At 53.1% G+C, this 26,668-nt stretch carries 21 protein-coding genes; 6 read left to right on the top strand and 15 right to left on the bottom strand.

The window, feature by feature from the left end; genetic code table 11:
• Nucleotides 1-639, top strand: a 639-nt coding sequence (locus tag V6D20_06360) for a carbohydrate ABC transporter permease (GenBank protein HEY9815409.1), incomplete at its 5' end; no start/stop codon positions are given.
• Nucleotides 640-781: 142 nt separating this feature from the next.
• Here V6D20_06360 and V6D20_06355 read toward each other — a convergent pair.
• Nucleotides 782-2,974 (bottom strand): hypothetical protein, encoded by a 2,193-nt coding sequence (locus tag V6D20_06355; protein HEY9815408.1) that lies wholly within the window; start codon nt 2,972-2,974, stop codon nt 782-784.
• A gap of 505 nt (nt 2,975-3,479) precedes the next feature.
• Nucleotides 3,480-5,453: an iron uptake porin gene (locus V6D20_06350; protein HEY9815407.1), complete on the bottom strand. Its 1,974-nt coding sequence runs from the start codon at nt 5,451-5,453 to the stop codon at nt 3,480-3,482.
• Between the two features lie 595 nt (nt 5,454-6,048).
• Here V6D20_06350 and V6D20_06345 point away from each other — a divergent pair.
• Complete coding sequence (locus tag V6D20_06345; protein HEY9815406.1) at nt 6,049-6,621, top strand: hypothetical protein; 573 nt, start codon at nt 6,049-6,051, stop codon at nt 6,619-6,621.
• Nucleotides 6,622-6,714: 93 nt separating this feature from the next.
• Here the strand turns inward: V6D20_06345 and V6D20_06340 are convergent, their stop codons facing one another.
• The 12 genes from V6D20_06340 to V6D20_06285 form a co-directional block, all read right to left on the bottom strand.
• Nucleotides 6,715-7,836 carry a helix-turn-helix domain-containing protein gene (locus V6D20_06340; GenBank protein ID HEY9815405.1) on the bottom strand — a complete coding sequence of 374 codons (1,122 nt, stop codon included), beginning with the start codon at nt 7,834-7,836 and terminating at the stop codon, nt 6,715-6,717.
• 484 nt (nt 7,837-8,320) lie between these two features.
• Nucleotides 8,321-8,860 carry a DUF2854 domain-containing protein gene (locus V6D20_06335; GenBank protein ID HEY9815404.1) on the bottom strand — a complete coding sequence of 180 codons (540 nt, stop codon included), beginning with the start codon at nt 8,858-8,860 and terminating at the stop codon, nt 8,321-8,323.
• Nucleotides 8,861-9,152: 292 nt separating this feature from the next.
• Entirely contained in the window at nt 9,153-10,070 is a 918-nt protein-coding gene (locus V6D20_06330) for a hypothetical protein (protein ID HEY9815403.1), read from the bottom strand.
• A 372-nt stretch (nt 10,071-10,442) separates the two neighbouring features.
• Entirely contained in the window at nt 10,443-11,030 is a 588-nt protein-coding gene (locus V6D20_06325) for a chromophore lyase CpcT/CpeT (protein ID HEY9815402.1), read from the bottom strand.
• 62 nt (nt 11,031-11,092) lie between these two features.
• On the bottom strand, nt 11,093-12,943 hold the full coding sequence (locus V6D20_06320; protein HEY9815401.1) for a hypothetical protein: 1,851 nt from the start codon (nt 12,941-12,943) through the stop codon (nt 11,093-11,095).
• Nucleotides 12,891-13,112 carry a hypothetical protein gene (locus V6D20_06315; GenBank protein HEY9815400.1) on the bottom strand — a complete coding sequence of 74 codons (222 nt, stop codon included), beginning with the start codon at nt 13,110-13,112 and terminating at the stop codon, nt 12,891-12,893. The genes V6D20_06320 and V6D20_06315 overlap by 53 nt, the downstream gene beginning before the upstream one ends.
• Nucleotides 13,113-13,153: 41 nt before the next feature.
• Nucleotides 13,154-14,770, bottom strand: coding sequence for a glycosyltransferase family 39 protein (locus tag V6D20_06310; GenBank protein HEY9815399.1), 1,617 nt, complete (start codon nt 14,768-14,770; stop codon nt 13,154-13,156).
• A 158-nt stretch (nt 14,771-14,928) separates the two neighbouring features.
• The gene (locus V6D20_06305) at nt 14,929-16,674 is read right to left on the bottom strand and encodes a hypothetical protein (GenBank protein HEY9815398.1); all 1,746 of its coding nucleotides are present in this window, start codon (nt 16,672-16,674) and stop codon (nt 14,929-14,931) included.
• A gap of 186 nt (nt 16,675-16,860) precedes the next feature.
• A complete protein-coding gene (locus V6D20_06300; protein ID HEY9815397.1) occupies nt 16,861-17,406 on the bottom strand; it encodes a hypothetical protein in 546 nt (181 codons plus the stop codon).
• 438 nt (nt 17,407-17,844) lie between these two features.
• Entirely contained in the window at nt 17,845-18,033 is a 189-nt protein-coding gene (gene rpsU, locus V6D20_06295) for a 30S ribosomal protein S21 (protein HEY9815396.1), read from the bottom strand.
• Nucleotides 18,034-18,415: 382 nt separating this feature from the next.
• Nucleotides 18,416-18,721, bottom strand: coding sequence for an RNA-binding protein (locus V6D20_06290; GenBank protein HEY9815395.1), 306 nt, complete (start codon nt 18,719-18,721; stop codon nt 18,416-18,418).
• Between the two features lie 429 nt (nt 18,722-19,150).
• On the bottom strand, nt 19,151-19,945 hold the full coding sequence (locus tag V6D20_06285; GenBank protein ID HEY9815394.1) for a lipase family protein: 795 nt from the start codon (nt 19,943-19,945) through the stop codon (nt 19,151-19,153).
• 222 nt (nt 19,946-20,167) lie between these two features.
• Between V6D20_06285 and V6D20_06280 the strand changes: the two genes are divergently transcribed.
• The 3 genes from V6D20_06280 to V6D20_06270 all read left to right on the top strand — a co-directional run bounded on the left by V6D20_06280 (nt 20,168) and on the right by V6D20_06270 (nt 24,947).
• Nucleotides 20,168-20,953: a hypothetical protein gene (locus tag V6D20_06280; GenBank protein ID HEY9815393.1), complete on the top strand. Its 786-nt coding sequence runs from the start codon at nt 20,168-20,170 to the stop codon at nt 20,951-20,953.
• A gap of 881 nt (nt 20,954-21,834) precedes the next feature.
• Entirely contained in the window at nt 21,835-24,342 is a 2,508-nt protein-coding gene (ppsA, locus tag V6D20_06275; GenBank protein ID HEY9815392.1) for a phosphoenolpyruvate synthase, read from the top strand.
• Nucleotides 24,343-24,416: 74 nt separating this feature from the next.
• Nucleotides 24,417-24,947 (top strand): universal stress protein, encoded by a 531-nt coding sequence (locus V6D20_06270; GenBank protein HEY9815391.1) that lies wholly within the window; start codon nt 24,417-24,419, stop codon nt 24,945-24,947.
• 3 nt (nt 24,948-24,950) lie between these two features.
• Here V6D20_06270 and V6D20_06265 read toward each other — a convergent pair whose 3' ends face one another.
• Nucleotides 24,951-26,195: a hypothetical protein gene (locus V6D20_06265; protein HEY9815390.1), complete on the bottom strand. Its 1,245-nt coding sequence runs from the start codon at nt 26,193-26,195 to the stop codon at nt 24,951-24,953.
• A gap of 81 nt (nt 26,196-26,276) precedes the next feature.
• On the opposite strand from V6D20_06265, the gene V6D20_06260 reads away from it, so the two are divergent.
• On the top strand, nt 26,277-26,668 hold a 392-nt coding region (locus tag V6D20_06260; protein HEY9815389.1), incomplete at its 3' end, for a ribonuclease HII.

Genomic DNA, 26,668 nt, shown 5'->3' with positions numbered 1-26,668 from the left:
ATGGGGCAAGCCTTCTTAAACAGCTTGATCATTGCGATTCCAGCAACAGTGATTCCCATTGCTATTGCTGCCTTTGCAGCCTATGCCCTAGCCTGGATGGAGTTTCCAGGTCGGCAGGTTTTGTTCGCTGGTATTGTGGGGCTTTTAGTCGTACCGTTGCAAATGACCTTAATTCCTGTCTTGCGAACCTATAACCAACTGGGATGGTCAGGTACATTTCTAGCGGTTTGGTTAGCCCATGCTGCCTATGGTTTACCTCTGGGCATCTATCTATTGCGCAACTATATTGCGTCCTTACCTCGGGATCTAATTGAGGCGGCGGCTGTGGATGGTGCTTCCCATTTGGAAATTTTCAACCGACTGGTGATTCCTTTATCGATGCCAGCGATCGCCTCCTTTGCGGTTTTTCAGTTTCTTTGGGTGTGGAACGATCTGCTAGTGGCTTTGGTTTACCTAGGGGGCAACCAATCCGTGGCTCCGGTGACCCTAGTGCTGCGTAACTTGGTGGGCGATCGCGGTCAGGACTGGCACCTTCTGACAGCAGGTGCGTTTGTGTCGATGACAATTCCGCTCGTGGTCTTCTTTGCTTTACAGCGCTACTTTGTACGGGGACTATTAGCGGGATCAGTCAAAGGGTAGAGTCTAGCTGCTCTTGGCTTTGAAGCCATCATAAAAAAGAAACCGCGATCGCCCTTGGGAGCGATCGCGGTTTTTGAATTGGGAGACTGACTGCTGCTCGGAGGCAGTTTAGCCCTTAAGGCTCTCCATGACTAGGAGCGACTTAGCCGTCCAGACCGTCATCGTCTACGCTGTCATCCAGACCGTCATCGTCTACGCTGTCATCCGAGACGTCATCCGAGCTGTCGTCTACGCTATCATCCGAGACGTCATCCAGACCATCCACGCTGTCATCCGAGACGTCATCTGAGCTATCGTCTACGCTGTCATCCGAGACGTCATCTAGGTCGTCGTCCAGATCATCATCCAGATCGTCGTCCAAGTCATCATCTAGATCATCATCTAGATCGTCGTCCAGATCATCGTCCAAGTCATCATCTAGATCATCGTCCAGATCATCATCCAGATCGAGATCATCATCGACTTCGTACTCATCATCATCGAGGTCAAGATCATCAACAGCGATTTCACGAAGACCAACGAGACCAGGGAAGATGCGTCCGCTAGGGCCAACTTGTTGATAGGCAACCAAAGCTTCACGGCGTAGACCAAGACCTAAGCCAGGGACAGAACTGGGACGAGTCACCACATAGTAGCGATCGCGTCCTTGGTTAACGACCTCAATACGAGTACCGCTCGTAGCAATTTGTTGATACTGAGTACTCAAATTAGCCAACGTCAGATACCGGTGGCCTGCTAGGTAACCATATTGGTAGATAGCGGTTTCAGACGGGCCGCATAGGCTAAACAGAGAAGTACCAACACTTGACGCGACATTGAACGTAATTGACGTTGTTGTCACCTGAGAGGTCTGAACCGTCACCGAGTTGCCTTGTTGTCCAACGAAGACCGGTGTGGGTGGAGGCGTGATCACACTCACAGTAATAGGAGCACCGACACGGATGACGTTGTTCTCAACAACAATGCGTCGGTTAGTTTCTAGACTTGCACCACAGAAATTACAGGTGAAGTCGGAACCGGCACTGGTATCGATGAAGATGAACTCGGTGTCATCGGTGAAGTTCACGTCGTCAAAGTCAAACAACACATCTTGAGCACCAGCAAAAGCATAGAAGCTTACTGGGCCCTCACTGCGTCCTTCCAAACGAAGGCGATCGCTGCCACTACCTTGCTCAAATTTGAAATCAGTGCGACTTTCGCCCGTGCTGGCAAAACCATACAGGTTCGAGTTGTAGAAATTAAAGACCCCGTCGCTTTCGCCACGAATACGGTAGGAAGTAACCTCCGTTTCTGAAAGCACATCATCTCGCTTGATATCAGCATCTTCGGTATCGATGGAGATATCGACAGAGCCTAACTCGCCACGAATTTGAAATTCCTGTGAGCCCCTCGTTCCGACGCTCTGGATGCGGAAACGGTCATTAACCGCTCCCACGAACCGAATACCTTGATTGAGGATAAAACCTACATCATCATCGTCGTCATCATCGTCATCGTCGAGGTCATCGTCGAGGTCGTCGTCGAGGTCATCATCGAGATCGTCATCGAGATCTTCGTCGAGATCATCATCGAGATCGTCATCATCAACAGCAACTTCCTCAGGCAAAAAGTTGAAGTCTGTACCGACGGACGGAATAACATCACTACCAGAGAATTCAAACTTGACTCGGCGAGACAAGAAGGTGGGAGTGAGATTAACGGGAACTTCGCTGAGGCTTTCACGGAATTGAAGAGATGCGGGAAGAGCAATGATTCCATCATCGATCCCTGCCTCAAAATCTCCAAGCTGAAGCTGTCCACCGATACTTTCGATGCCACTGTCTTCAACTAAAGTGATTGCATTGCTGTCAATGCCAGGCAAGAAAACTAAGGGGGCAGTACCGGCTTCAGTTGGACGCAACAGGGTACCGTCTAGAGTACCAATGTTGGTATCAAAGCTATCCAGCGTAAAGTTTAGCAGAGTAGGACGATCGCTAAACGGAATTGGCGTTCCTTCAGATGTGAAGGCAATACCTGTTAGACTGCCCTGCAATGTGCCGGTATCCCCTTCGTTAGGAAGACCATCGTTATTGGCATCATCAAAGGCAGCAGCATCAGGCGTAAAGATAGAGGTTGTTGTAACACCGCTACTAGTTTCAAGTCGCAGGGTTTGAATACCAACATCGAATAGACGAACGTTGCCTTCTGGATCAACTTCCGGCACAAAGAAAGAGGCCTGCCCGCCAATTTCTCCACCGTCGACTTGAATTTGTGCATTCGCGACTGGAGCGATCGCTAGGCTGCCAGCCAGTAACCCTAGACCCAAGAAATAGGGTGTCGTGTGACTCTTTTTCATGCAAGTTGTTCCTTTGCGGTATAAAAAACAGGTGAACTCAATAGTCAGCGTGACCCTGTGCAGTCGTGCTTCACAAAGAATGCAGACATTGAGTGCATCGAATCATGCTGAACCATCCAGTCGTGGGGATGCGGCAGACTCAAGAGAGTGATCGTGGGGCTAATACATCAAGACCTATGTACAAGGGGCAATCCAGTTGAAAGCTGTCCTTGGACATCAGGCACGAGAATGTCAATTTTTGTAGATCTTGAACAATCATCCGGACTGGAGGGGGCACGTCATGAAAGATGAAGATCAAAGTCGTATAGATGCAATGTCAACAAAGTGCGATAGGCACAGGGGGCACGGTAAGCGATCGCTGGATTCCCTCAAGAGATCTTGGCAAACCTATCCCCAAAGACTGCGTCACGACGTCAATAGTTCCTGCAAATAAGCGATCGCCCTTGATGTTATGAGTGCGATCGCCCATTTGCCTGACTAGGTACCCCTCTCAGTCTGACCGAACCTAGAACGTAAACGTTGTGCGCAGCGCTCCAATAAAGATGGTGTCATTATCGGAATTGTGTCCTGGGTTAAAGAGCAAGATAAACCCAGGCGTCACGGAGATGTTATCACTCACCCGCCAGCGATAAAACGCTTCTACGTGCGTTGTGGTTGAAGGTTGCCCACCTTCCCCTGAAGGAAATTCCCCTTCGCTGATGAGAGACGGAATATTGCGGTTCAACGGCAGGTCACTAGAGGTAATCTTCGGTGGTTGCCCCACATAGATACCAGCCAAGTTGCCTTCACCCAAGAAATCAGGGAAGTTGAGGAATGCCATCCAGTTGAACGTTTCAATATCTCCGCTTTCCCCAAGCAAGTTCGAGTTCGTGTAGCCAACCCAGCCACCCGCCGTGAGGGATTCTGCCACTCGCCATTCTAGAGTGGTACCAAAGGCATTGGTTTGAATGGGAGCGCGGCCGGTTAACCCATCAAGGACAGCAACCTGGTCATCACCGACACCGCTAAAGAGACGGCCAAAGGGCGAGTAAGAGTTGAGGTATTGCACCGAAATATCAACATCTCGGCTAGGAGATAGCACCAACTGTCCGCCGATAGTTGTGATACCGTTATCTCCTCCAAAGAATCCATTGTTGGGATCCGATGCGGAACTCGACGAATAGACGGCTTGGAAGCTAGCCCAGTTGGCAATCTGCCAATCTAACCCAACGCCACCACCACCCGAGCCAATTCCGATAATGGGGTTACGCTGAGCAAAACGCGACAGAGGCCCAAACCCAGCACTTTCAACTCGGTTGATCCCTCGGAACGTGTTGACAGCGTTAACACCCCGCGGCCCAACGATCAAGGCGATATCATCCGTTACAAGGTGCCGGAAGCTGACATCACTCAGTTCAATATCATTATCGGTATCTCCTTCATAGGCTAGCCGAGTAAAGTCGCTTAGCCCAGGTGTATTGCTGGTGTTGCCATCGCCACCCTGCATCCCGATGAGGAGAATACTGCGGGAGTCAAACTGAGTGAGTAAGTTGAGCTGAACATTGGTAACGAGGTTAGGTTCGCTTTCATTGTCCAGCACATCTCGGAACTGGGAAAACTCGTAGTCGTTGCGTCCCTGTACCCCAACCACAACTTGCCCAAAGAGCTTCGAGGTGGTGGAAAACTGGTTAGCCTCTAGGGTCGAGATCCGAGCTTCTAAGGAATCTACCCGTCCCCGTAGACTGGCCAACTCACTGGCAAAGTCTTGCTGCAGGCGAGAGAAGAGATCCGCATCATCGGGAGAAAGATTGAGGGCTGCGCTTTCAAGGCAGGCATTGAGACCGGCTGCAAACTCATACCGGCTCAGGGGTTGATTGCCACGAAAGGTGCCATCAGGATATCCAGCGATACACCCGTAGCGCTCAATGAGCCCTAGCAATGCTTGGTATGCCCAATCCGTGGGGCGTACATCGGATAGCTGGGTTACGGAGGTAACCTGAGCCATGCTGTCTTGGTCGATGCCGATTTCGTGAATCTCAAGAACCGTGAGCGCGTCTACATCCTCAGGCAGCAGAGCAGCGTCATCGAGCTGAAAGTCGTCAGGTTGGCTATCGGCTAGCTCTACATCCGTCTCAGCATCCGCTAGACGATTGACAGAGGTTGAATCCACCGACGCTTCATCAGCAAGGGTGCTGAGAGTGAGATCTGCGTCTTCGTTAGCTGCAAGATCAGAACCAGCATCAAGGGACAGGAGAGGATCGGCGATCGCTTCTGTCGAATCAGCAGCATCCATGGCAGGCTCTGCATCAAGCGATAGGAGAGGATCGGCGATCGCTGCCGTAGCATCGACGTCAGCACTGGATGGTAAGACATCTGAGGAGGCTTGAGCAGTGGGCACTCCAAGCGCTAAACCTCCAAGAGCTGCAGCAAGCAGCCCCATCAACATAGGAGCTGAATGGTTAAAGCGAAAAAACTTCAGGGCGAATGATAATGCTATCAATGTTCAATCTCCTCACAAAACTGTACGATCGCTCGGTAGCGTTTGGTGGTGCACCACTGATGAAGTCAACCTCTCATCACCAAAGACCGTCAGGCGAGAATTTGAGTGAGTCCATCATACTGGCGTGTGCCGTGTTATGCCCACTGGTGTCTAATGGAATTGTCCAGCAGAATTATAGGACGGTCTAAGGCACCCACGACTTTGTTTTAGCAGAAAAGTTCCCCCCCCTAGGGATTAAGTTGTGTAATAAACTACTGATGAATCTTTACAATTGAACAATAGGTAGATAGTAGAGTCTCAAAAGAAATCTCAGAGGTGGGGCGTAAACCTGTTGAGGATCGAAGCAATGCATCACAATAGAAACGTGACGCATTCTACCGCCCGCCCTCAAGGGTCACGTTTGGGGACAGGGCGGGCGATCGCATTGAACCCACGCTATTGACCTGGAATGTGTGTAACCATCCATCGACGTCAGCATAGACCATACCAGGATTTATGCCTTGCTGACCCATTCGAGCTAGGTATTCAGGTGGGCTGAAATAAACAGAGTCCATGGGCTGAGCTTGCTGTGTTGTAGATCTGACGCTTACTTGAAATGAATCAACCCGTGGAATCTGGTGTGTGTAAATTTTTGACCTCGCGTCAGCAGTATCGATCCTGTCGGGTGCATGTCCCCGATATGGAACGCCATATTGCGGCGGTATCGCTTGATGGGCAGTATTACAGCTTTTTTAAGGTGGTGGCAGATGCCGAAACGGCGCTGAAGATGGTGTTTAAGCTAGGAGAGCGCGGCGATCACATGGTGGTGATTGAAGCGCCTAAGGGCCACCAAATCTGGATTTGGGAGCATGAAGCCACACCAGTGCGATCGCCCAAGCCTGCCCAGGCGGCAGCGGCACTGAAGCTCGTACCGGCGTGCCAAATGCTATCATCGGCAGTTCAGTATCAACAGACCTTAGTTCGCGTACCCGATCTGGATAAGCCGGTTCCAGCTCTGCAAATTGGGGCGCGGTATTTCAGCATTTTTCGTGAAACTGATGATCCCAACGAGGTCTTGGATCTCGCCAATAAGCTATCGCTGCAGGCGCTCGATGACTTTGCGATCGCCTATCAGGATTTGTTTTATCGGGTCTGTTTGCTCGAACCCGAAGCCCGTCCCATAGCCTAGCTGGGATTGATAAAAACCAAGGATAACTCCTCCATGGAATCAACCGATGGAGGAGACCTTCTCCGTGCCATGAACAATCTAGCCGTCAGCAACCTAGCGCGATACGGGGGAAACGGCTTCTGAAGATTGAGTAAAGGCTGGTGTATTGAAAGACGACGACTCGGGAGCAGAACGGTCGGGCGGGGCGATCGCATCTACGCCAGTCATATTGGGAATAGGCGTGACTTCAAAGGCATCGGCGGAATGGCGATCGGACACCTGAAATACATTCAGCCATTCAAAATCTTGCTGAAACGCCATGGGATCGAAGGGCTGTTGATTCATCCAGACCAAGCTGCCCATGGTGCCAGCAATCAGCGCAGTGTAGCCAACATATAGGTGCATAGGATGCAGGGCGCTCTGCTCCTCTTCGTGGTACCAAGAAGGCACGGGATTAATCAGATCGGCGCTGGAGGGCAGTAGGCAAGCGATCGCCGCCCCATCGAGATCCAGCGCATCTCCAATTTGGCGCACAAAGCCGCGCACATAGATGTCTTCCGGTAGGCGCTCAACCTGGCCCGATTCAATGGCGTGAATATGGTGCATGGGTACCAGGGTGCGCTGATGCAGTTCTGCCACCGAGAGCGATCGCCGTTCGCGCATCTGCTTCAGCTCTTGCCCAAGCTGCACCAAGATTTGATTATGCTTTTCCTTGCGCTCCAACTGCACTTGCTGGGCCTGCTGGGCAGTCTTGGCCCGCAACCGTGACGAAGCTGGGGTAGACGATACCTTAGCAGGCTTGATGGGCGTGGGCAAATGGCTGGTTTCAGCCGCCTGCTTTAAGAGCGGAAACTGATCAAGAGTAGGATCTACGGCATCGTCTTCAGCAGCCTGCTCGGCTTGGGAATCTGTATCGGCTGGCAACACCGGAGCGATCGCTAGACTGGGCATCTCTGCTGCCGGCTGCCCTTTAACCACCTGTTCCAACAAATCTTTAGAGGCAACAAACACCTGTCGCAGCGTGAGACGGATAGCCTCTTTGCAGGCCTGTTGTAAGGATCCTTGAATCTCAGATAGCTCTTCGGTTTCCCGCTGTAAGGCCTTCAAGGCTTGGCGAAATGCCTTGCTGCGATATAGTTCTTGCTCCGCTTGACGAAACAAGGCTTTCAACTCTGTTTGGGGCACAACGACGTCCAGATGATTCTCCTGAACACGCGATACTGCTGCTGCTACCATATCCATCATCTCCGTGCTTAAGTCAATCGCATTGAGCAAATCGAGCAACACCCATGCGTGTCATGCTCATGATTCCTCACATAGCTATACGCTTAGACCATACGCGGAGTTGTCTATCTATCAGGATGGATTTCAAACCGACGGTGGGATTGCTGCAAGCCTTTCAAGGAGAGACTTCTACTCCAACCGAGACGGCGATCGCCCCTGAGCGAGGCTCTATACGGTCGCTGGCTAGAAGGTCATCATGATCTACAACAGATCCGCAATCGCGCTGCGCTGCTTCAGTAAGGTTTTCGTAAAACTCAGCAGAATTCCGGACAATTAACGATGACATAGGACAAGTTCTGCTCACCTACGAAATCATTGCGCTCAAGAGGCAAGATCTAAGCAATCACACTAGACAACAAAGGCGATCGCTTTTTGTAGCAGCGATCGCCTAGATAGATTCACGTAAATTTGACCAACTGCCAAGGATCTCTAATCTCTAAGCAGCGTTAGACAAGGGTGGTTCAGAAGCGGTGGTAATCAACGACACTTCAACGTATTCATCCTGGGTCTGGGTGACCTCAACGCGGATGCCGGGACCAAAAAACCGCTCAATTTTCTCCCGCCTTTCCAGCCATAGCTCTAGGGAAATGAGCGGCGACAAAAACTGTAGAACCAAGGCATACTCGCCCTCAACATCAGCTTCCCGCACCCCAATTAAGACAGGGCGCTCCTCATCCGAGGGGCAGAGATCTAAGCGTTCGAGGGACGTATCAAGATGGACTTCCTGACCATAGCGATAGCGGGTCACATCTTTGCGGATTTGGTTTTGGGTGGCGGTGGCTTTCTGCTCCCGCAGTTGCAGCACTTGGGGAGTGGTGGGTTCAGCAAAGGGTGCTGGCTTCAGCTCCGCTGCTTTTAGGGCAAAACCACCGAGGAGAATGGGAATACCGTAGAAGAAACCAACTAGGTTTAAGGTGGCATTGTCTGAGAAAAAGTACGCGGTGAATCCTATGACGGATAGAATGCCGCCAATCACAAGTCCGATACTACCTAGTGAGGTTTTGCCTAGCATACCCCTGAAATCCACTCCATAATGTCTGGTCGCAATCCATGGCTGACAGCAGAGCTACCGATCGATCAAGGCGCGATCGCTCCTGCCTAGACCCCAGCCCCAACGACCGCTACGGTGCTGTCGAGGCTTTAGTTTTATAAGTCTATATAGATCTATTATCGCTTGCTTCGGTACGAGACGGACGCGATCGCCTCCCGTTCATGCAGAGATCATGAGTTAGGAGGGGCGATCGCCTGCCCCAAGTCGTCCTAGGTTCCTAACACATCTGCCCGTTGAGGCAAAACTGCTGACAGGAGCGCACCGGAGATTGACCATTGCCTTGCAGAGGACAGGCGTCATTGGCGCAGTGCTGACAGTCGGCGCGGGTGGGCAGCAGGAAATCTTGGGCAGCATAGACGCTGACGCCTTGACTGATAAACCCTTGGGCTTCCAGATCGCTCATGGCATGGCTAATTAAAATAGCGGCATGGATGCCAAGCTGTTCGCGGTGGCGATTGATTTTCTCTAGGGTTTTGCTAAAGCCTTGGCGGGGCGACTTGATTTCAATCAAAACCTGCTCGTGGCGACTGGTAAAGCAGGGCGGCTTGTCCTGTAAAAAATGATCCTTGTACTGCAGGGTAAACGTGCCGTCTGCATAGCGACGGGTGCGCAAAACACGGCGGAAGGGCAGCGAAAAGTGCCCTTGGGCATCGAGCATATACCACCATGATTTATGACAAGCTTCATGGGGCAGGTTGAGGATCATTTGCACTTGGTCAAACTGAAAGCCCGCTTGAGTGAGCAACCCTAGGGCTTGGGCCAGGGAAATACTCTGCCCCAGGGTTTGGGTTTCCGATTCGCAGCGGGTGATCTGGGCATAGTGATATTCACGGCGATCGCGATCGCCCCGGATGGCAAACTGGCGTTCAATGTCGTCTTGGGACTCGGCCAAGCGGCAATGCACCAGCTCAAACTGAATCACGCCATCCACCGATCGCCCATCGGGGGTGGGAATGCCAATGCGGGAAATAGCTGACCCTAAAAAGTGGGGCTGGGCAATGGAGGGCGTACAGTTCAGCAGCAGCGACTTGAGCAAGGTCTCGTCGGCGATCGCCAAAGCAATCTGAACCTGGTCGTGGAGGGAGGGAGACGCGGTTTGCCCCGTCGTTTCCGGTATAAGGGTATGGCTAGACATCGTCCATGAATCCATGACAGCACCGGCCGCTTAGGGTGATCAACACGAGGCACCCAATCCGTGCAGGACGTCCTCGTTCTCTAGCTATCCTGATATCAAATCCGGTTGCAGGGGCATGGCTGGGACTGCCTTCGATCCTTGGCTTCGCCGTCCCCTTACTACGGGGGACTCAACGATCCGGATATGGCCCAAGCCCTACATCAATAGCCTGTCTAACTAGACTTGATAGTTCTTGATCATTGAATCATCTTCATTATTTTTATCGCACCTCTCTAGAGAGCGGTGAACTTCCCTCACATTTCTCGATGTTCTTTAACATCTCTTTAGCCCAGGGGGGTACGCTCACCGCAAGGTCAAGGGCGTGCATCGCGTTCAGAGCCAATCGCCAGCAAAATCACGGCATTTCTGGAACTCGTAGGGGCCCATCAAGGCTCCCCATAAGCCTTTACCGGTTTCTGGATCCACACCACGATCGAAACTGAGGAGGCGATCGCGGTAGACTTCAAAGCCAATAACCACCTGTCGAGTCTGCCCCGCATAGTCAAAACAGCAGCGAGCGCCGGGTTCAAGCGCACCGACGAAGCGATCGCCTTGGGATTGGATATCCAAACAACAGCCGGGGAGCAGCTCTAGATCATCCTCCGAGAGCGATCGCAGTAGGTCACCATTGGCCCCAGCCGTACGCCAGCGATCGGGCTGCCGCATAGCCCAATAGTTGCCCTTCAGCCCCTCTGGGCCATCCCACAGCGTCAGCACCCGCTGGCGATAGGCCTGCTCTGGCTTGAGGACGGGTGCCTGTTCCGCAAACAGAGCCAGCTTGCCAGCAATTCGCTGGGGCACGGGCCGATACCACAGGCGCAGATGCACAAACCAGATGGGCTGATTGCGGGATTGGACTGGGTTTTCGTACTCGCCCGCCAACCAATGGGCGAGGTTCAGCAACGCTGGGGATTCATCCATGGGTAGCCCCATCAAGACAAGGGTTAGGTGGGCAATATATCGATCGGCAACGATGAGCCAGCCTAGGCATCTGCGGCATCGTCGTCCTCGCTGTCTTCAGACTCTGCCTCTGCCTCTGGATCTGCACCATCCTCTGTCTCTAAGGGTTCCAGCGCTTCCAGTTGCAGAATACAAGCGGCATCGAGAAGCTGCATACCGTTCGTGGTCAACACGGTGCAGGTGTCGGGCAGGCGAGTTAGGGCGGGTATAGTTCCTTCACGCAAATACTGCAGGGCGCGTTCGGTGGGCGGTTGATATTGGTTAAACCAGCCATCGCTCACATAGCCTGGCTGAAACGCGTTGGGATCGAGCAACCACAGGGTAATATCGTAGGTCTCGATAAAGTCCTTAACGGCCTGCAGATCAGGGGTGTACTGGGCATTGATCAGGGCCGTGGCGCGATCGCGAAACTCGCCGTAGTAGCCCCAGTGGTAGGGAATGGCATATTCTCGCCCCACCAAGATCGAGCGCTGGGAAAAACTCGGCAGATTGTCCGCCTCCTCACTGAGAGATGCCACCAGGGTATTCAGGGGCTGTTGGCGCACAAACTCATACAGCTCCGGTGCCTCGCCGACTTTATATTTCGTGCTAGGAAAATCAACCACAAAGCGGGGATAGATGACGATCAACACAGCGATCGCTCCCATCAAGAACATACCGCCCCACTGAACCGCAACGGGAGCTGGGGGCTGGGTGGGTTCCCAATATTGAAATAGGCGATCGACGAGAATGGCCAGGGCGATCGCGGCGGCTAGGGCGAAGACAATCCGCCAGGTATGTTCGGTGTAGCGGGTGGGGAGGTGCAGCCGAAAGAGGGTGGCATGGGCAGCGATAAACCAAAAGACCGACACGCCCAGAATCTGCGGCAACAGCCAGAGTTTTTTAGTGAGTCGCGCTGTGAGCGGGAAGTTGGCGCGCCACTTGAGCAAAGCCGGCAAGGCCAGGGCAAAGAGGAGACTGGCAGGACGGACAAGACCGACATCTAATAAGCCGCTACGCTGTCCGGTGAAGTAGAACTCTAGGGGATTGGGGTAGAAAAAGGTGGAGCGTCCGCCAGGCAAAAGTTCTGGCCATTCACGGGTGCTGGAGGCGCTGATCACCGGGTCAAAGTCAGAATTGCTGGAGGCGTAGAGCGCCAAAATGACAATGGATAAGCCTAGAGCTACGCCGTAGATCCAATACCCAGGGCGATCGCTCACCAGTCGCACGGGCACATAGCGCGTCCAGTTGGTGGCAGTGGGGGAGGGCTGCCAGCGCAGAAGTTTCAGCACCAAAAGCCCAATCACAATCAAGCTATATTGCGGATAGAACAGGCCCACCAAGACAGCCGCAAGTGCCGTACCGAGAAGCGATCGCCGCAAGAGGTAGAACAAAAAAGCCAGGAAAACAGGATAGACAAAGGCACGGGGCGTGGCGGAAATCAGGTCATCCTTCATCCATAGGCTTTGGTTGAGCAGCAGCGTGGCCAAGAAGCCCGCCATGGGCACGGGCAAGATTTGCATGGCGATGCCGAAGCAGTAGCAGGTGCTGATCAGGCCTAAGACCAGGGGCAACAGCTTATGAATCCACCAAGGGCTGATATCGCCCGCCATCAAGATGCGGTAGAGGGCTTTGTAGCCATAGGGCGCAACGGATTGGAAATAGTCAGCAATGCGATCGCCTGGAAACAACGCTGGATCGAGGTAGCGCTGCATCCAAAACACATGCTGCCGCGCATCATCTTGCACAATGTAGTCGCCGGCAAAGGCTTCTTTTAGGGCCAGGTAGGAAAACAGCAGCGAAAAGACCAGCCCGAGGGTTAACCAAAAAACTCGGTTCCCTTCAGATTTTGTGGTAGGAGAGGCCAGGAAGTGGTGCAGTCGGGCAGCAAGCATGGTGGTTGAAGCAGGATGAGACAACTCGGCGGCAGAGGGGCGATCGCGCCGAGAGCTGGGACAGACTGCCGATCAAGAACATCTTGGCTTGATCCGTTTGACGACCAGCATCGGTCTTCATCGCACGGCGATCGCACGTCACATCAGTTTTACCACTTGGACGGCCCATCTGGCTTAATAGCCCCACCGGTCACGCCATTGTACCGCCGACTAGGGTGATGGAATGCTCACCGTCCAAAGCCAGCCACCGCCGTTCACATCGCTGCTGGGCATACCTTGACGCTCCATCCGTAGCCGCAGTCCCTGGGAGGGCTGGTAGAGAAAGACGTCGCTGTAGGCTGCTGGCGGAATATCGGGGACGATCGGGCGCAGGTCGGGCGGTTGGTCAGGCGCATTGGGTCGGGCAATCAACTGCACCTGCACGTTAGCCTCCAACCGATGCACAAAGGCCAGCACTTCACTGGGATCGCGATCGGTGATCATCAAGGGGCGATCGCTCTGGTTGATGATCTCGGCAGCAGCGGGGTTAAAGCGGCTCACAGCATAGCTTTTGTTCCACCACAGAGCATGGTGGGCATTCACCACAATGGAGAGCACACCGGACAAGGCCAGGGCGATCGCGCCTGCCCGCCAGCGTTGATAAGTACGCCGACTCTGATGAGGATCCTGCAGCATTCGCCAAAGAAGATAGCCCACGGCCACCTGCAGTCCCACATAGCAAGGAACGGGATAGCGGGTAATGGTCGATCGCCGTCCCCCCAGCAGCAGATCGGAGCCCATCAGGGCGATCGCCGTCACGCCAATCAGGGTCAACACAAATAGGCTCGTGGCGCGAGGAGCATGCTGATAGAGATACCACAGGGCATAGGCGCAGAGGGCAAGCAGAAGATAGTGGGCCGGATTGATGGCGCTGGGCCCTTGATTGAGATCAAAAAAGAGGCGGCTGAGGTTCAGCAACCAAAAGAGGGGCAAAAATCCTTGGCGATCGAGGGTCATGCCCACGGTATTGCCCAGCAGTCGATCCCAGTTGTCCAGCATCACCATCAGCCAGGGCGCGAAGAGGGCCAATCCCAGCAGGACAGCACCACCATAGGCCAAGAGTCGCCGAGTTGGACGCCAGCGTTCTGCCAGAATCATGTAGAGCCCATGGCTCATGACCACAAATCCATAGAACACATGGGAATACAGCCCGAGAGCCAGCGTAACGCCATAGAGACTCCAAGCTGGTACGGTATTGCGCCGCCTCGCCCGCAGCAGCACCGCACTGGATAGCACGATCGCCAACGTCCATAAACTATATTCCCGCGCCTCCTGGGAATACAGAACATGGAACGGAGATATGGCCACAATGGCAGCGATCGCCCACCCCGCCTCGGCAGCTTGAAACAACTCTCGCCCTAGCCAATAGGCGGCAGGAATCGTCGCCAGACCGAACAATGCAGACAGGAGCCGCAAGTTTCCCACCGAATGCCCGGCTGGGTATAGCCAGCCCCAGGCCATCACATAGTACAGCGGGGAATGCTCGGGATGAGTCTTCAGGGCTGCCAGGGCAGCGGCTCTGGTGCGCTGATGGTCGGGATATTGGTAGCGCTCAAGAAAATCCTCTGCGGTGATCGGAGGTTGATTGACCACCGCCGCCACCAGTGTCTCTTGGGTATAGCCAGCAATGCGTAGGGAGGTCATGGTTTCATCGAACCAGTAGACCTTATGCCCCGGCTGATAGAGGCGAAACACAACGCCCACAACAAGGAGTCCGATCACCAGCCATCTCAGCCAGGAACTAGAGCGCTGGCGCTTGACCTCAACGTTTTGGATTTGCTCTACCATTGCGATCGCTCACCCACGATTTTTCCATTCATCCTACGTTGTTTTGTGGCGAGATGAGCAGGCAGACGACGAACAATGGATATCCATCAACCGTCGCGTAGGGTGCTTGTTAGGCGAGAAGCCGTAACGCACCGGCTTGAATGCGTTCGTAGCATCTTCTAAGAAGTGCTATCCCCCTGTTCAATGACGCAGGCAGCATCCAGCACTAAAAGACTAGAGTTTTCAAACACAAGACAGGTTTGATGCAGCGTTTTGAGGATGGGGCGAGAGCCTTGGCGGAGCGATCGCTGGATGGGACGCACAACATCGGAATATTGCCAAACCCAAGAGTGGCGGAGGTAGTCGGATTGAAAGGCATGGCGATCGAGGAGCCAAAAGTCAATGCCATAGGTCTGGGTGATAGTGCGCACCGTGTCAAGGTCATCGCTATACTGCGCTTGCAGAACTGCGGTAGTGTGCTCTACAAACTGGTTATAGTAGCCGGTATGGTACGGGATGCCATATTCTCGCGCCGTCAGCACCGATCGCCGGGAAAAACTAGGTAGATTGCTGGCCTCGTCGGCAATCGAGGCAATCATGGTGTTAACAGGTTGTTGAGAGAAAAAGGTATACAAATCAGGATAGGCACCGGTAACATAGCCCACCCGAGGAAACTGTACCCAGAGGGGAAACAGCAGCAGGGCCAGGGCGATCGCTCCGGAAACCATGACCCCAGCGATGGATCGCAGCCTCTGATGAGCATGGGTTTGCTCAGCCCAATGCAAAAAGGCATCCATCAAAGTGATCAGGGCGATCGCGGCAGCTAGGGAAAGACCAATACGCAGGGTGTGTTGGGTGTAGCGACTGGGTAGGTGCAGACGGTAGAGCAGCAGATGGGCCAAACCAAACCAAGCTAGAGAGACCCCAAGCATTTGCACTAACATCAACACCTTGGGCTGGATATGTTGACAGAGGGGAAACCAGCGCGATCGCCATGCCATCAAGGGCAGCAAGAGGGCAGCATAGATCAAGGGCGATAGGCGACCAGCCCGGGGCAAAATGCCACTCCGTCCATCCCAGAGCCAAAATTGGACGCTGTTATCCCTAAAAAATTCTGCCCGCCCCCCAGATTGAAACTCCGGCAGGCTGCGGGCCTCCGCCAGAGACACCACCGGACCATAGTCCGACGGACTGAGCAAATAGGGCAGCGTCACAGCGATCGCAATCCCAATGCCCACGCCACACAGCCAGGCATCGCGACGGGTGAACGGCCATTGGGGCACCCGCATCCACCAGCGCAGACCTTGAACGGCGAGTAACCCAGCGCTGAGCAACACGGTTTGCGGATAAAACAGGCCCTGCAGAATAATGGTGATCCAACAAGGGACAAGCGATCGCTTCAGCAGATAGTATAAAAACGCCGTGAACAACGGATAGACAAAGGCGCGGGGGGTGCCAGACGCTACGTCATCGTGCGTCCAGATAATCTGGTTCAGCAAGAGCGATGCTGTAAACCCGGCCACCGGCAGCGGCAAGAGTTCTAAGCAAATGCCAAAGCAATAGCCCGTGGTGATCAAGCCGAGGAGCAGCGGCACGATCTTACTCAGCAGGACTGGATCGAGACCTAGCTCAGCAGCACCATGATAGAGAGCGGTATAGCCCTTGGGCGCTACCGATTGAAAGTAATCGGCAATCACATCGTTAGGAAACAGACCGGCATCCAAAAAACGCCGCATCCAAAACACATGCTGTCGAGCATCATCTTGAATGACATAGGCACCGTCTAGCGACTGATACAGCGCCCAGCCACCCAACAGCAACGCCATCAAAAAACTCAGAACCAACCACAGAACATACCACCCCTGTGTCGGTCGGGTGGCGTGGGTAATCAGTCCTTTATGAAGCTGAGGAAGCCTGTCATGCATAGCAAGGGTAGAAATGCGAAACGGGCGATCGCCCGACTGACATCAGCTTACCCTGTTCCCGCAAGAGAAACGGAGATCCTACCCGGAATCGTGCATAGAATGCCGGTGTCTCCAGCACAAGGCTAGGGGCAGAGCAGATCGCTGACGTCTAGATTGAACACGCAAGTCTACCTGCAGCAAACGGGTTTAGAAGCGTAGACCCACACCACCCTGAAGCGATGCAGCAGTACCACCGCCTTCTTCATAGGCATCAAAAGCAATGATGGCATTACCAAAAAGCACCAACCGACTATAGGGCAGGCTGTAGTCTACCCCTGGCTGAATCACGAAGGCAGTTTGGTTGCCAATGGGGGATGTATCGCCGTCACTGCCGCCATCTTGGAAGGCAATACCTGCACCAATGTAAGCGTCGGTCTGCCAGTTGAGGGGTAGATCGTAGGAAACAGTTGGCACAATGGCGGTTGTGCTGCCGAGGGTCAACACCTGGCCGCGCACAGAGATAGGCAGTTCCAAAATGTTGTAGCGCACTGCAATCACCGCTGCCGACTCGCGGCTTTCGTTAAATACAGTGTTGTCGCCTTCCGTGAGACCAAAGGAGCCGCCAATCCCCACATAGCTGCCATAGGCAGGCTGGGCAGATGCTGGCTTAGCCACACCCATTATCACCGCGATCGCCGCCGCACCAAGAGCGATCGCCCCACCACGAGTTATCCACGCTAGCTGTCTATTCATCCCCAAACCTCCTGTCGGTGTTGATCACCACCCCAGAGCATGACATCCAAGGGGTAGACCCATGGCCAAAAATTCTTCGTGCCTGTAATCCTAAACATTGATTGCCAAAACGACAACCTGATCAAATTTGCACCCCAGACCTATCCGGTGGTCAGCCTAGTTAGAGCATGTCCTAACCCTTCGTTGGCACGTCTCCAAGATGTCGTGAGGTCTTCACCTATGGGGCGAGGGCTCTATTAAAACAGCACACCAGCAGCCCTAAGACTGCCCCTATTCACAATAGCCCCATACAAACGTTGCCCGCCCTGACACAGATGTCGGAGCGGGTCATGATACTTTGAGCACATCTATGCATCTAGGTTAACGTTAGCCTCCGTCCACATGGAGCATGGGCACTGGATGAACCGCCAGGGTTCTACAAATTCAGAGGCTTAGTCCCTAGAACCGAGATTGACGGCGACGTTGCTTACGACGGGCCAGCGCCTTCCGCTTACGCTTTTCGATCGGTGTTTCAAAGTGACGGTTTTTCCGCATATCTGGAAAAATGCCCGCTTGAGAAACCTTGCGCTTAAAACGTCGCAGGCCTGACTCTATTCCTTCATTTTCGCCCAGAATCACTTGGGTCATGCTACTTCCTCAATCAATACATCAACATCAAAGGTGCCAACCTGACCAACTCTTGCAAGCTGTCAGATCGACCTAACTATACTTTAACGGTAGTCCACAACTGCAGCTCATGCACTCTTAAATCGGTTGGCTGAGAGGCTCATCTGCTCTCACCAACCTGTGCATCATTTGTGAACTGACTTGCTGCTTGCAAACATCTTGGAATACCCGGCGTACAGCTCAGTGATGGGGAGCTATACTCGCCGCGTCTATCTAAACCCAAACCAAACTCGCAGAACTAGACTAAAGGTGAGAGCGCTAGGGTAAAGTGTTGTGCTCTTTACCCTGCGGCTCATCACGATCAACAAATACTAGAGATTGCTGGTTGGCAATTCAGATGTGATTAGTAGCTACGGTTGTTGTTCCAGCCACCGCGGCTTCCGCCGCCGCCACCACTGCGGTTATTTTCACGGGGCTTAGCCTTGTTGACCCGCAGATCGCGGTTCATCCATTCAGCACCGTCCAAGTCTTCAATAGCAGCGTTTTCTTCTTCGTCTGTTCCCAGTTCGACAAAAGCAAAACCTCTAGGGCGACCTGTCTCACGGTCAGTGGGCAGATGAACGCGCTTCACCGTCCCATATTCTGCAAAAATTTCAGACAGGTCTTCCTGTGTAACATCATAAGAGAGGTTACCAACGTAAATTGACATTCAGCATCTCCAAATCAAAGGTGTTTGTAGAGAATTAGATTCGGAGACAACAGCACGTAAACCAATGAGTTATACCCGAAAATAATTACCAAATTAACCCTAGCACACAACCCTCAAATCATGGTGATCTTTGATCAATCACGCCTGTTGAAACGACTTCAGAGGCATGATTGTATAGACGGAATGGTATCTAGACTAGCTTCAGCGGCCTATCCAATCCGGTATCACCCTAGTCTCAAACAACACCTGAATTCCATGACGTTATGAGCAAAAAAACCCATGAATGACTTTGATGCGTCAGGTGGCATAACGCATCAAAGCCTTGCAAGTCGGTGCGTTACGGCTTTGCCTAACAGCACCCTACTGGTACAACACTGCGGAGAAGAGAAGGTTTTAGGATGGACTCCCGCACCTTTGACCCACGAGGGATTAGGACTTGGACAGCTTGCTCTGCAGGGCTTCAATATAGTTATCAATTTTATGGTCGGTGAAGCGTCGAGATAGAAACTGCCAGCCAAACCGAGATCCTAGGCGATATTCCTGGCCTGTGTGAACGTAGCCTTGCCAGGGTCTAGGCAAAGCCGGCACCATATCCATACCATAGATAAATCGATAGCTTTGGGGCACTCGACGATTGAAAGAATCTTGAAAGTTGCGGTTGCCGACGCGTGGCGCACCAAAGCTGTAGAGTTCAATGCTGCTTATCTTACTTTCGAAGTTATATTGAATATCGACAGCACAGAGAGTAGCGATCGCTCCCCCTAGGCTATGCCCGGTCACAATAACCCGAGGTGGGGCGGCGGTGATGTGGTCGTTGAGGTATTGGTGAATAGCTGGCCGTATCTTCTCTGCCATATAAGCTTTCACAAACCCAGAATGCATCATCGACCCCGATGAACTGCCTTCGGCATAGGGATAGGTCTTCCCCTGCTCTCCCACAATTTCCCCTTGAATCACCTCTTGCTTGAACTCAGCGACGGTAGGACTGAAGCTGCGGTTGATCTCCCAGTCTTTTTCATGGGAGCTGCCGCGAAACACGATGTGGATGGTTGGAGCACCTGAATCAACGATGACGGCTCCTTGGGTATCAGTGCTTTGATCGTCTAATAAATAGTAGGGATGGGTTTTCTCAAATCCATTGAGACGAGGGCTAGCAAAGTCCTCATAGATGTCTCTGGATAAGAGCGCACAGGTGACGGCTTGGGCGTAGTCGAGATCTACCATAGTCTCTAGCTCTTAATGGGTGGACAGCATGGGTATCGATGCGCAAAAAGCTCCCTGACGTGCTGCAGAAAAACGCCGTGGGCGATATTAATCTCTCGTCGGAAGATATCTTGAGTTTCAACAGAACGGAGCGAGATTCCGGATGGCATAGACCATGGCAGAACATTGGAACTAGGGTTTGCGTTTGATCCCATCATCTGTTTCCCTTGAGCCATCCAGTCTATGACTGTGCAGGAATTCACGTCTCGTAGCTTTGTCTTTACTGCTCGACCTTGGTTGCTATGGATTTTAAGTGGTGCTTTGGTCGCCATGGGCTTGATCATCATGGTGCTGCTAGGGCAATCATCACGGCTGATGTGCGATCGCACAGAACAAGGGGATGGCTTTTGCGCACTCACCCAGGCCAACCTACTCCGCTCCAGCACGATCTACTTCCCCGTAGATCATCTGCAAACGGTACAGCTTTACCCGCCCCATGCCGTCTCAACACCCAGCCATGCCATTTGGCTGCATATGGGCGATCGCTACCTTCCTATCCAGATCTACGCCACGCTCAACGATCGAGAACGACTGGCGATCGCCGGACGCATCCAGCGATTTCTCTACAATCCAGATCTGCGGTCTTTAGCATGGGTCAGCGATAACCGCTGGTTTGCCTATGGCGTTGGGTGGGCTCTGGCCTTGGTGGGCATTTTCACGAGTGTGCTCTATGGCAAGGTAGTAACCGGCACCTTTGATAAGCAGACTGGGCAGTTTACCTTGAAACACCAAGGTGTATGGAACAAGCAACAGCAGACCTATCCCCTGGAAGCGATCGCCGCCGTACAGCTTGAAACCTCCGATGGCAGTGCCGGTTCGGTCTATCGAGTCTGTCTACATTTTGAGCCTCAAGACCTGCCCCCCGGATCACCCACCTACCTCCCCCTCACCCCCTACTACGGCATTGGGCGAGCTGAACATGAAGGATTGGTGCAGCACATCCAAGCTTTTTTGAGCTGCTCCTTTTGACCACCTTTCCAACCGATCAAGTCCTAGTTCTCTGCGACAGGTTTACCTTGTCATGGGGCACCAGCATTCTCTGACTGGCGTTCCTTGAGCGGGTGTTCCCTTCGACGTTGCCCAAGGAACACGGGTCGGGTGAACGACGTTGCTCAGCCAGCGTAGTCTCTGGAATATTGGGTGGGATGTTGGCATCGATCAACTCAGCCTCTGGCCACTCCGTAGGCGGCTCTCAATCACCCCTGCTGTAGCGTGCTGTTAGGCGCAGCCGTAACGCACCACCTTGTAACGTCCTGATACATTAGGCTGATGCGAACACGTCCCCTATATCAACCTTCAAATCCATAGAGATTTCTGCTTAATACAACCTATTTATTGTTTAATGATCGGATCAATTCAGTCAGTTGAGACCCATGGATCTCCATCTATCTCTCAACAACTATCCCTCAACAATCCGACATTGAGTTTCTTGAAGCATTGCCGATGTTTTAAGCATAGACTTAGATCTAAAAGCGTTGGGTTTTGTTGAAAGATATTAACTTTTGCAGGCGTTGAACGTTTTGGCTTAGATTCTAGATAGATCTCTACCTCTAGCTTACGCGATGAAGGACGCGATCGCCACCCTTTAATCAATCGCCAGACCCCAGGCTGGCCAAAGGTTTAGATGCTAGCCTAACCCATTAAGAAACATAACTAATTTTCCACTAGACTTAGGTTGCGTTAGGCTTTAGGAGCAATTCAAAAAGTCTTAATAATTATCATTTTTCGAGCACACTATGATGAGGGTGGGGTGATAAAGGATTACGTTTATTCCGCATCAAAAGACGAGTCCACAATCATCTCACCCTCTGTTGTTAATAGGCTGTTATAAAAGCCAGAGGAATACACTTATGGTTAACCTACCATTCGCATCAAGAAGTGATTCCGGACATACCAAAGACCATGCATTGATTCTTTGGTTTGAAGAGGTTGGCATTGCAGATATTCCGTATGTAGGCGGGAAGAATGCCTCCCTAGGAGAGATGATCCAGCAACTGACACCCAAAGGCGTAAGTGTTCCCACAGGCTTTGCCACGACAGCCTATGCCTTCCGCTACTTCATTGAAAAAGCTGGGCTGAAGGAACAACTGCGATCGCTCTTTTCTGATCTCGATGTGGAAGACATGCCCAACCTGCGGGAACGCGGTAAGCAAGCCCGGGGTTTGATCTTAAACACGCCATTTCCCAAGGATCTTGAAGAAGCAATCGCCCTGGCCTACCTACGCCTCTGTGAACGCTATGGCGTCAATGGTGAATTGTGCGATCGCTTTGAAGGAGAAGAACGGGAAACCTGCCGACGCTACAGCAGCGATGTAGACGTGGCGGTACGCTCCAGCGCCACAGCCGAAGACTTGCCCGATGCTAGCTTTGCTGGACAGCAAGAAACCTATCTGAATGTCCATGGCGTCAAGGGCGTGCTGGAATCCTGCCACAAGTGCTTTGCCTCCCTGTTTACCGATCGCGCCATTTCCTATCGCACCATTAAAGGCTTTGACCACTTTGAAGTAGCCCTCTCCGTGGGCGTGCAAAAAATGGTGCGGTCTGACCTAGCCTCCTCGGGCGTGATGTTCTCCATCGATACCGAAACTGGCTTCAAGGATGCCGCTCTTGTGACCGCTGCCTACGGTCTGGGCGAAAACGTGGTGCAGGGTGCTGTCAACCCTGACGAATACTTTGTCTTCAAGCCCACCCTCAAACAAGGCTTTAGACCCATTCTTGAAAAACGCCTGGGCAGCAAAGAAATCAAGATGGTCTATGACACAGGCGGCTCAAAACTCACCAAAAATGTGACAGTGTCGGACAGTGAACGCTGCAAATATGCGATCACCGATGATGAAATTCTCAAACTAGCTGAATGGGCCTGCATCATCGAAGATCACTACTCCAACGTCCGCGGCATGTATACGCCCATGGACATTGAATGGGCGAAAGATGGCATTACCGGCGAGCTGTTTATTGTGCAAGCCCGTCCAGAAACCGTACAGTCGCAAAAAGCTGGCAATGTTCTCCGCAGCTATCGCCTCCAGGGTACCAGCGAGGTGCTGATCACGGGGCGAGCTGTGGGCGAAATGATTGGTCAGGGCGATGCCCGAGTGATTTTGGATGTCCATGGCATCGATCAGTTCAAACCCGGTGAAGTCTTGGTGACCAACAAGACCGATCCCGACTGGGAACCGATTATGAAACGCGCCAGTGCGATCGTCACCAACCAAGGCGGACGCACCTGCCACGCCGCGATTATTGCTCGGGAAATGGGTATTCCAGCGATCGTCGGCTGCGGCAATGCCACCGGCCTCCTCAAAACTGGACAAGCCGTGACCGTCTCCTGCTCGGAAGGGGAGGAAGGTCGGGTCTATGCTGGTCTCGTACCGTTTGAGGTGCAGGAAACCCAGTTGGATAACCTACCGCGCACCCGCACCCAGATTTTGATGAATGTGGGCAACCCGGATGAAGCCTTTGGGTTATCGTCGATTCCCTGTGATGGCGTTGGCCTAGCCCGCTTCGAGTTCATCATTGCCAACCACATTAAGGCACACCCCTTAGCCCTGCTGCATTTTGATACCCTAGAGGATGAAGACGCCAAGCGCGACATCGCTGAACTTACAGCGCTCTATGACCACAAACCCGACTTCTTTGTCGATAAGCTAGCCCACGGCATCGGCATGATTGCGGCAGCCTTCTATCCCAAGCCGGTGGTCGTCCGCATGTCTGACTTCAAGAGCAATGAATATGCCAACTTGCTCGGTGGGCGGCAGTTTGAACCGTCGGAAGAAAATCCGATGATTGGCTGGCGGGGAGCATCGCGCTACTACGACCCCAACTATGCCGAAGCCTATGGGCTGGAATGTAAGGCTCTTAAACGGGTTCGGGATGACATGGGGTTAACCAACGTGATTCCCATGATTCCCTTCTGCCGCACCCCAGATGAGGGTCGTAAGGTGTTGGCAGAGATGGAGAAACACGGGCTCAAGCGGGGCGAAAACGGTCTGCAAGTCTATGTAATGTGCGAAATTCCCAGCAATGTCATTCTCGCGGATGCCTTCAGTCAGGTGTTTGATGGATTCTCCATTGGCTCCAATGACCTGACCCAACTCACCCTCGGTCTCGATCGCGATTCATCCTTGGTGGCGCACATCTTTGATGAACGCAACGAGGCGGTGAAGCACATGGTACGAATGGTGATTGAGGCGGCTAAACGCAACCATCGCAAGATTGGCATTTGCGGACAGGCCCCCAGTGACTATCCAGAATTTGCTGAATTCTTGGTTGAGCAAGGAATTGACTCCATTAGCCTCAACCCAGACTCGGTGATGAAGACCCTGTTGGCGATCGCTAAGGTTGAGGAAACTCAGTCCTAGGGCCAGCATCTGGGATGGGGGCGATCGCTCCCATCCCAACTCCCTCCTCATAACACTCACAGCGGGTAAACACTATGTTTAAAAAAATTCTTGTCGCGGTTGATTGCTCTGAAATGGGGCGGCATGTCTTTAACCACGCCCTATCCCTCGCGAAGCCTATCCAAGCCGAGCTTCTCCTACTGCATGTTTTAACAGCGGAGGAATCGGGTAGCCCTGATATGTTTGTCAGCCCAGGACTCAGCTACTATCCCGTGGTCAACGACGCCATGCTGAAAGTGTATCGAGAGCAATGGCAAGAATTTGAGGAACGGGGGCTGAATATGCTGCGATCGCTCTCCGATGTGGCCCAATCCCACGGCGTCACCACCACCTACCGACAAATTCCAGGTAGCCCAGGCCGAATTATCTGCTCCATGGCCGAGGAGACCGGCGTTGATCTGGTGATTATGGGACGACGAGGGCTATCCGCCATTCGAGAAATGCTCATGGGCAGCGTCAGCAACTATGTGTTGCACCATGCACCTTGCTCCACGCTGACCATTCAAGTTCCTGAAGATGGAGCAGCTAAACCCAGTGATGCCCAAGAAGCGGCGGCTTCACGGTAATACTCACGGCTCTAGCAACACCTCCCACGGCACCATCGGATCTCGGGCGATCGCCTCCGATACAAGCACAGCACCCACTTGGTTGATATGGCTCGGATCGGCAAATAGGTCATTGCGCTGAAAGTCGGGCTGATTCAAGTCCACGAGCGTAAACCCTTGGGCGATCGCCAATTGCCGTAGGTGTAGCTGAAACTGCTGTTCAAAGCTCTGGCGCACGGGGTCAAGATAGTCTTGGCTCAGGGGCAGGTTGACGAGCACGAGGGGAATCCCTTGCTGACGGGCATAGTTGACGATCGCCACCGAAGCTTGGGTCTGTTCTCCCTGCAGTTGGAACGGTACATAGCTACCGTCATACTGACCTGAAACCCGGGGAAAGTCTTGGTAGTAGACGGCTGGGTCAAAGCGATCGGCGATGGGTAAAAAGCCTTGAGGTGTGAGGTCAGTGGCCAGGGTTGGAGGGGCCACCGCTGCGCACCAGTCAATCGATACTTGCCAAGCATAGATTGCCTCTGAAGCCTCTGCTCCAGGAGGACAGGCTTGACCGGCCTGCTCTGTAGATCGCCGCAATACGCGTGGCGATGACGGCAGCACGACGCTTTGAATGGGGCGATCGCCCTCAGTTATTAACCGCACATAGGCCGGCGAGGCCTTGAGCCGCTCGTAGGTGGCATCGGGGCGGCCACTGTTAAAGGCACGGGAACCATCCCCCCAAATCACCAAGCGCGGCAGATGCTCTGGATCCAGCACCTGCCGAAAAATCACGTCTACAACCTTGGCTGTAGCGCCATTGACGCCAAAGTTATAGACCGAGACCTCGCCCCAGCCTTCATCCTGCAGCGTTGCCGCCAATACTTGAGGGTCAATTCCCTGCAGCGATCGCGAACTGCCCAGAATTAACACATCGGGTGGGCCATGGTTTGCTAGATAAGCGGTGTATTGGGCCAGTTGTTCATCCAACCGCTGACTATGGAAGCTAGGAAAGTCGTAGGTATAGACCGTACGCTGGGAGCGATCGCGCTGGGCTGGGGCATCGCTCCCCTGCTCTTGCTCCAAGCCATCTTGCTCGGAATCATCATCTAAGTCATCTCGATCTAAGATAGACGGAGCCGTGGAGGCAAGCGGTGTATCGAAATGCGACGCCGTTGCCAACACAGGAGCACGACTGAGCCGACCTTCACTCCCCATCATCACTAGGGCAGCGATCGCGACTCCAGCCTTACCCATCCAATGTTGCCCGATATGCCACATAGCTCTATAACGTATACCCAAACGTATACCCAACCCTGTATACCAACCATGCAGACTGTTCAACCAACAGCCCATTAAACCATGCTCTATCAGCAGCTTAACCTGTTGGACTGGTCTGGGCCATCCCCTGGATGGGGAAAGATTGCTGGCGTCGATGAGGTGGGACGCGGAGCCCTCTTTGGCCCAGTGGTTGCCGCCGCCGTCATACTTCCTGAGGCTTGCTTCGACGAGTTAATTCAGCAAGGTGTCACCGATAGTAAGCAGCTTTCCGCCTGCCAACGCACCGCCTTAGATGGTCAGATTCGCCGCGTAGCGATCGCCTGTGCCGTAGGTCTAGCATCGGTTCAGGAAATCGATCGCCTGAATATTCTACAAGCCTCCCTTCTGGCCATGCAGCGGGCCATTGCGCGACTTTCAACCGCCCCTGAATTGTGCTTAATTGACGGCAATCGCAAAATTCCTACCCTCACCCT

Source organism: Candidatus Obscuribacterales bacterium (assembly GCA_036703605.1).
Lineage (GTDB): Bacteria > Cyanobacteriota > Cyanobacteriia > RECH01 > RECH01 > RECH01.
The sequence above is the reverse complement of the archived record's forward strand: the minus strand, read 5'-3'. Positions and strand labels throughout refer to the sequence as shown.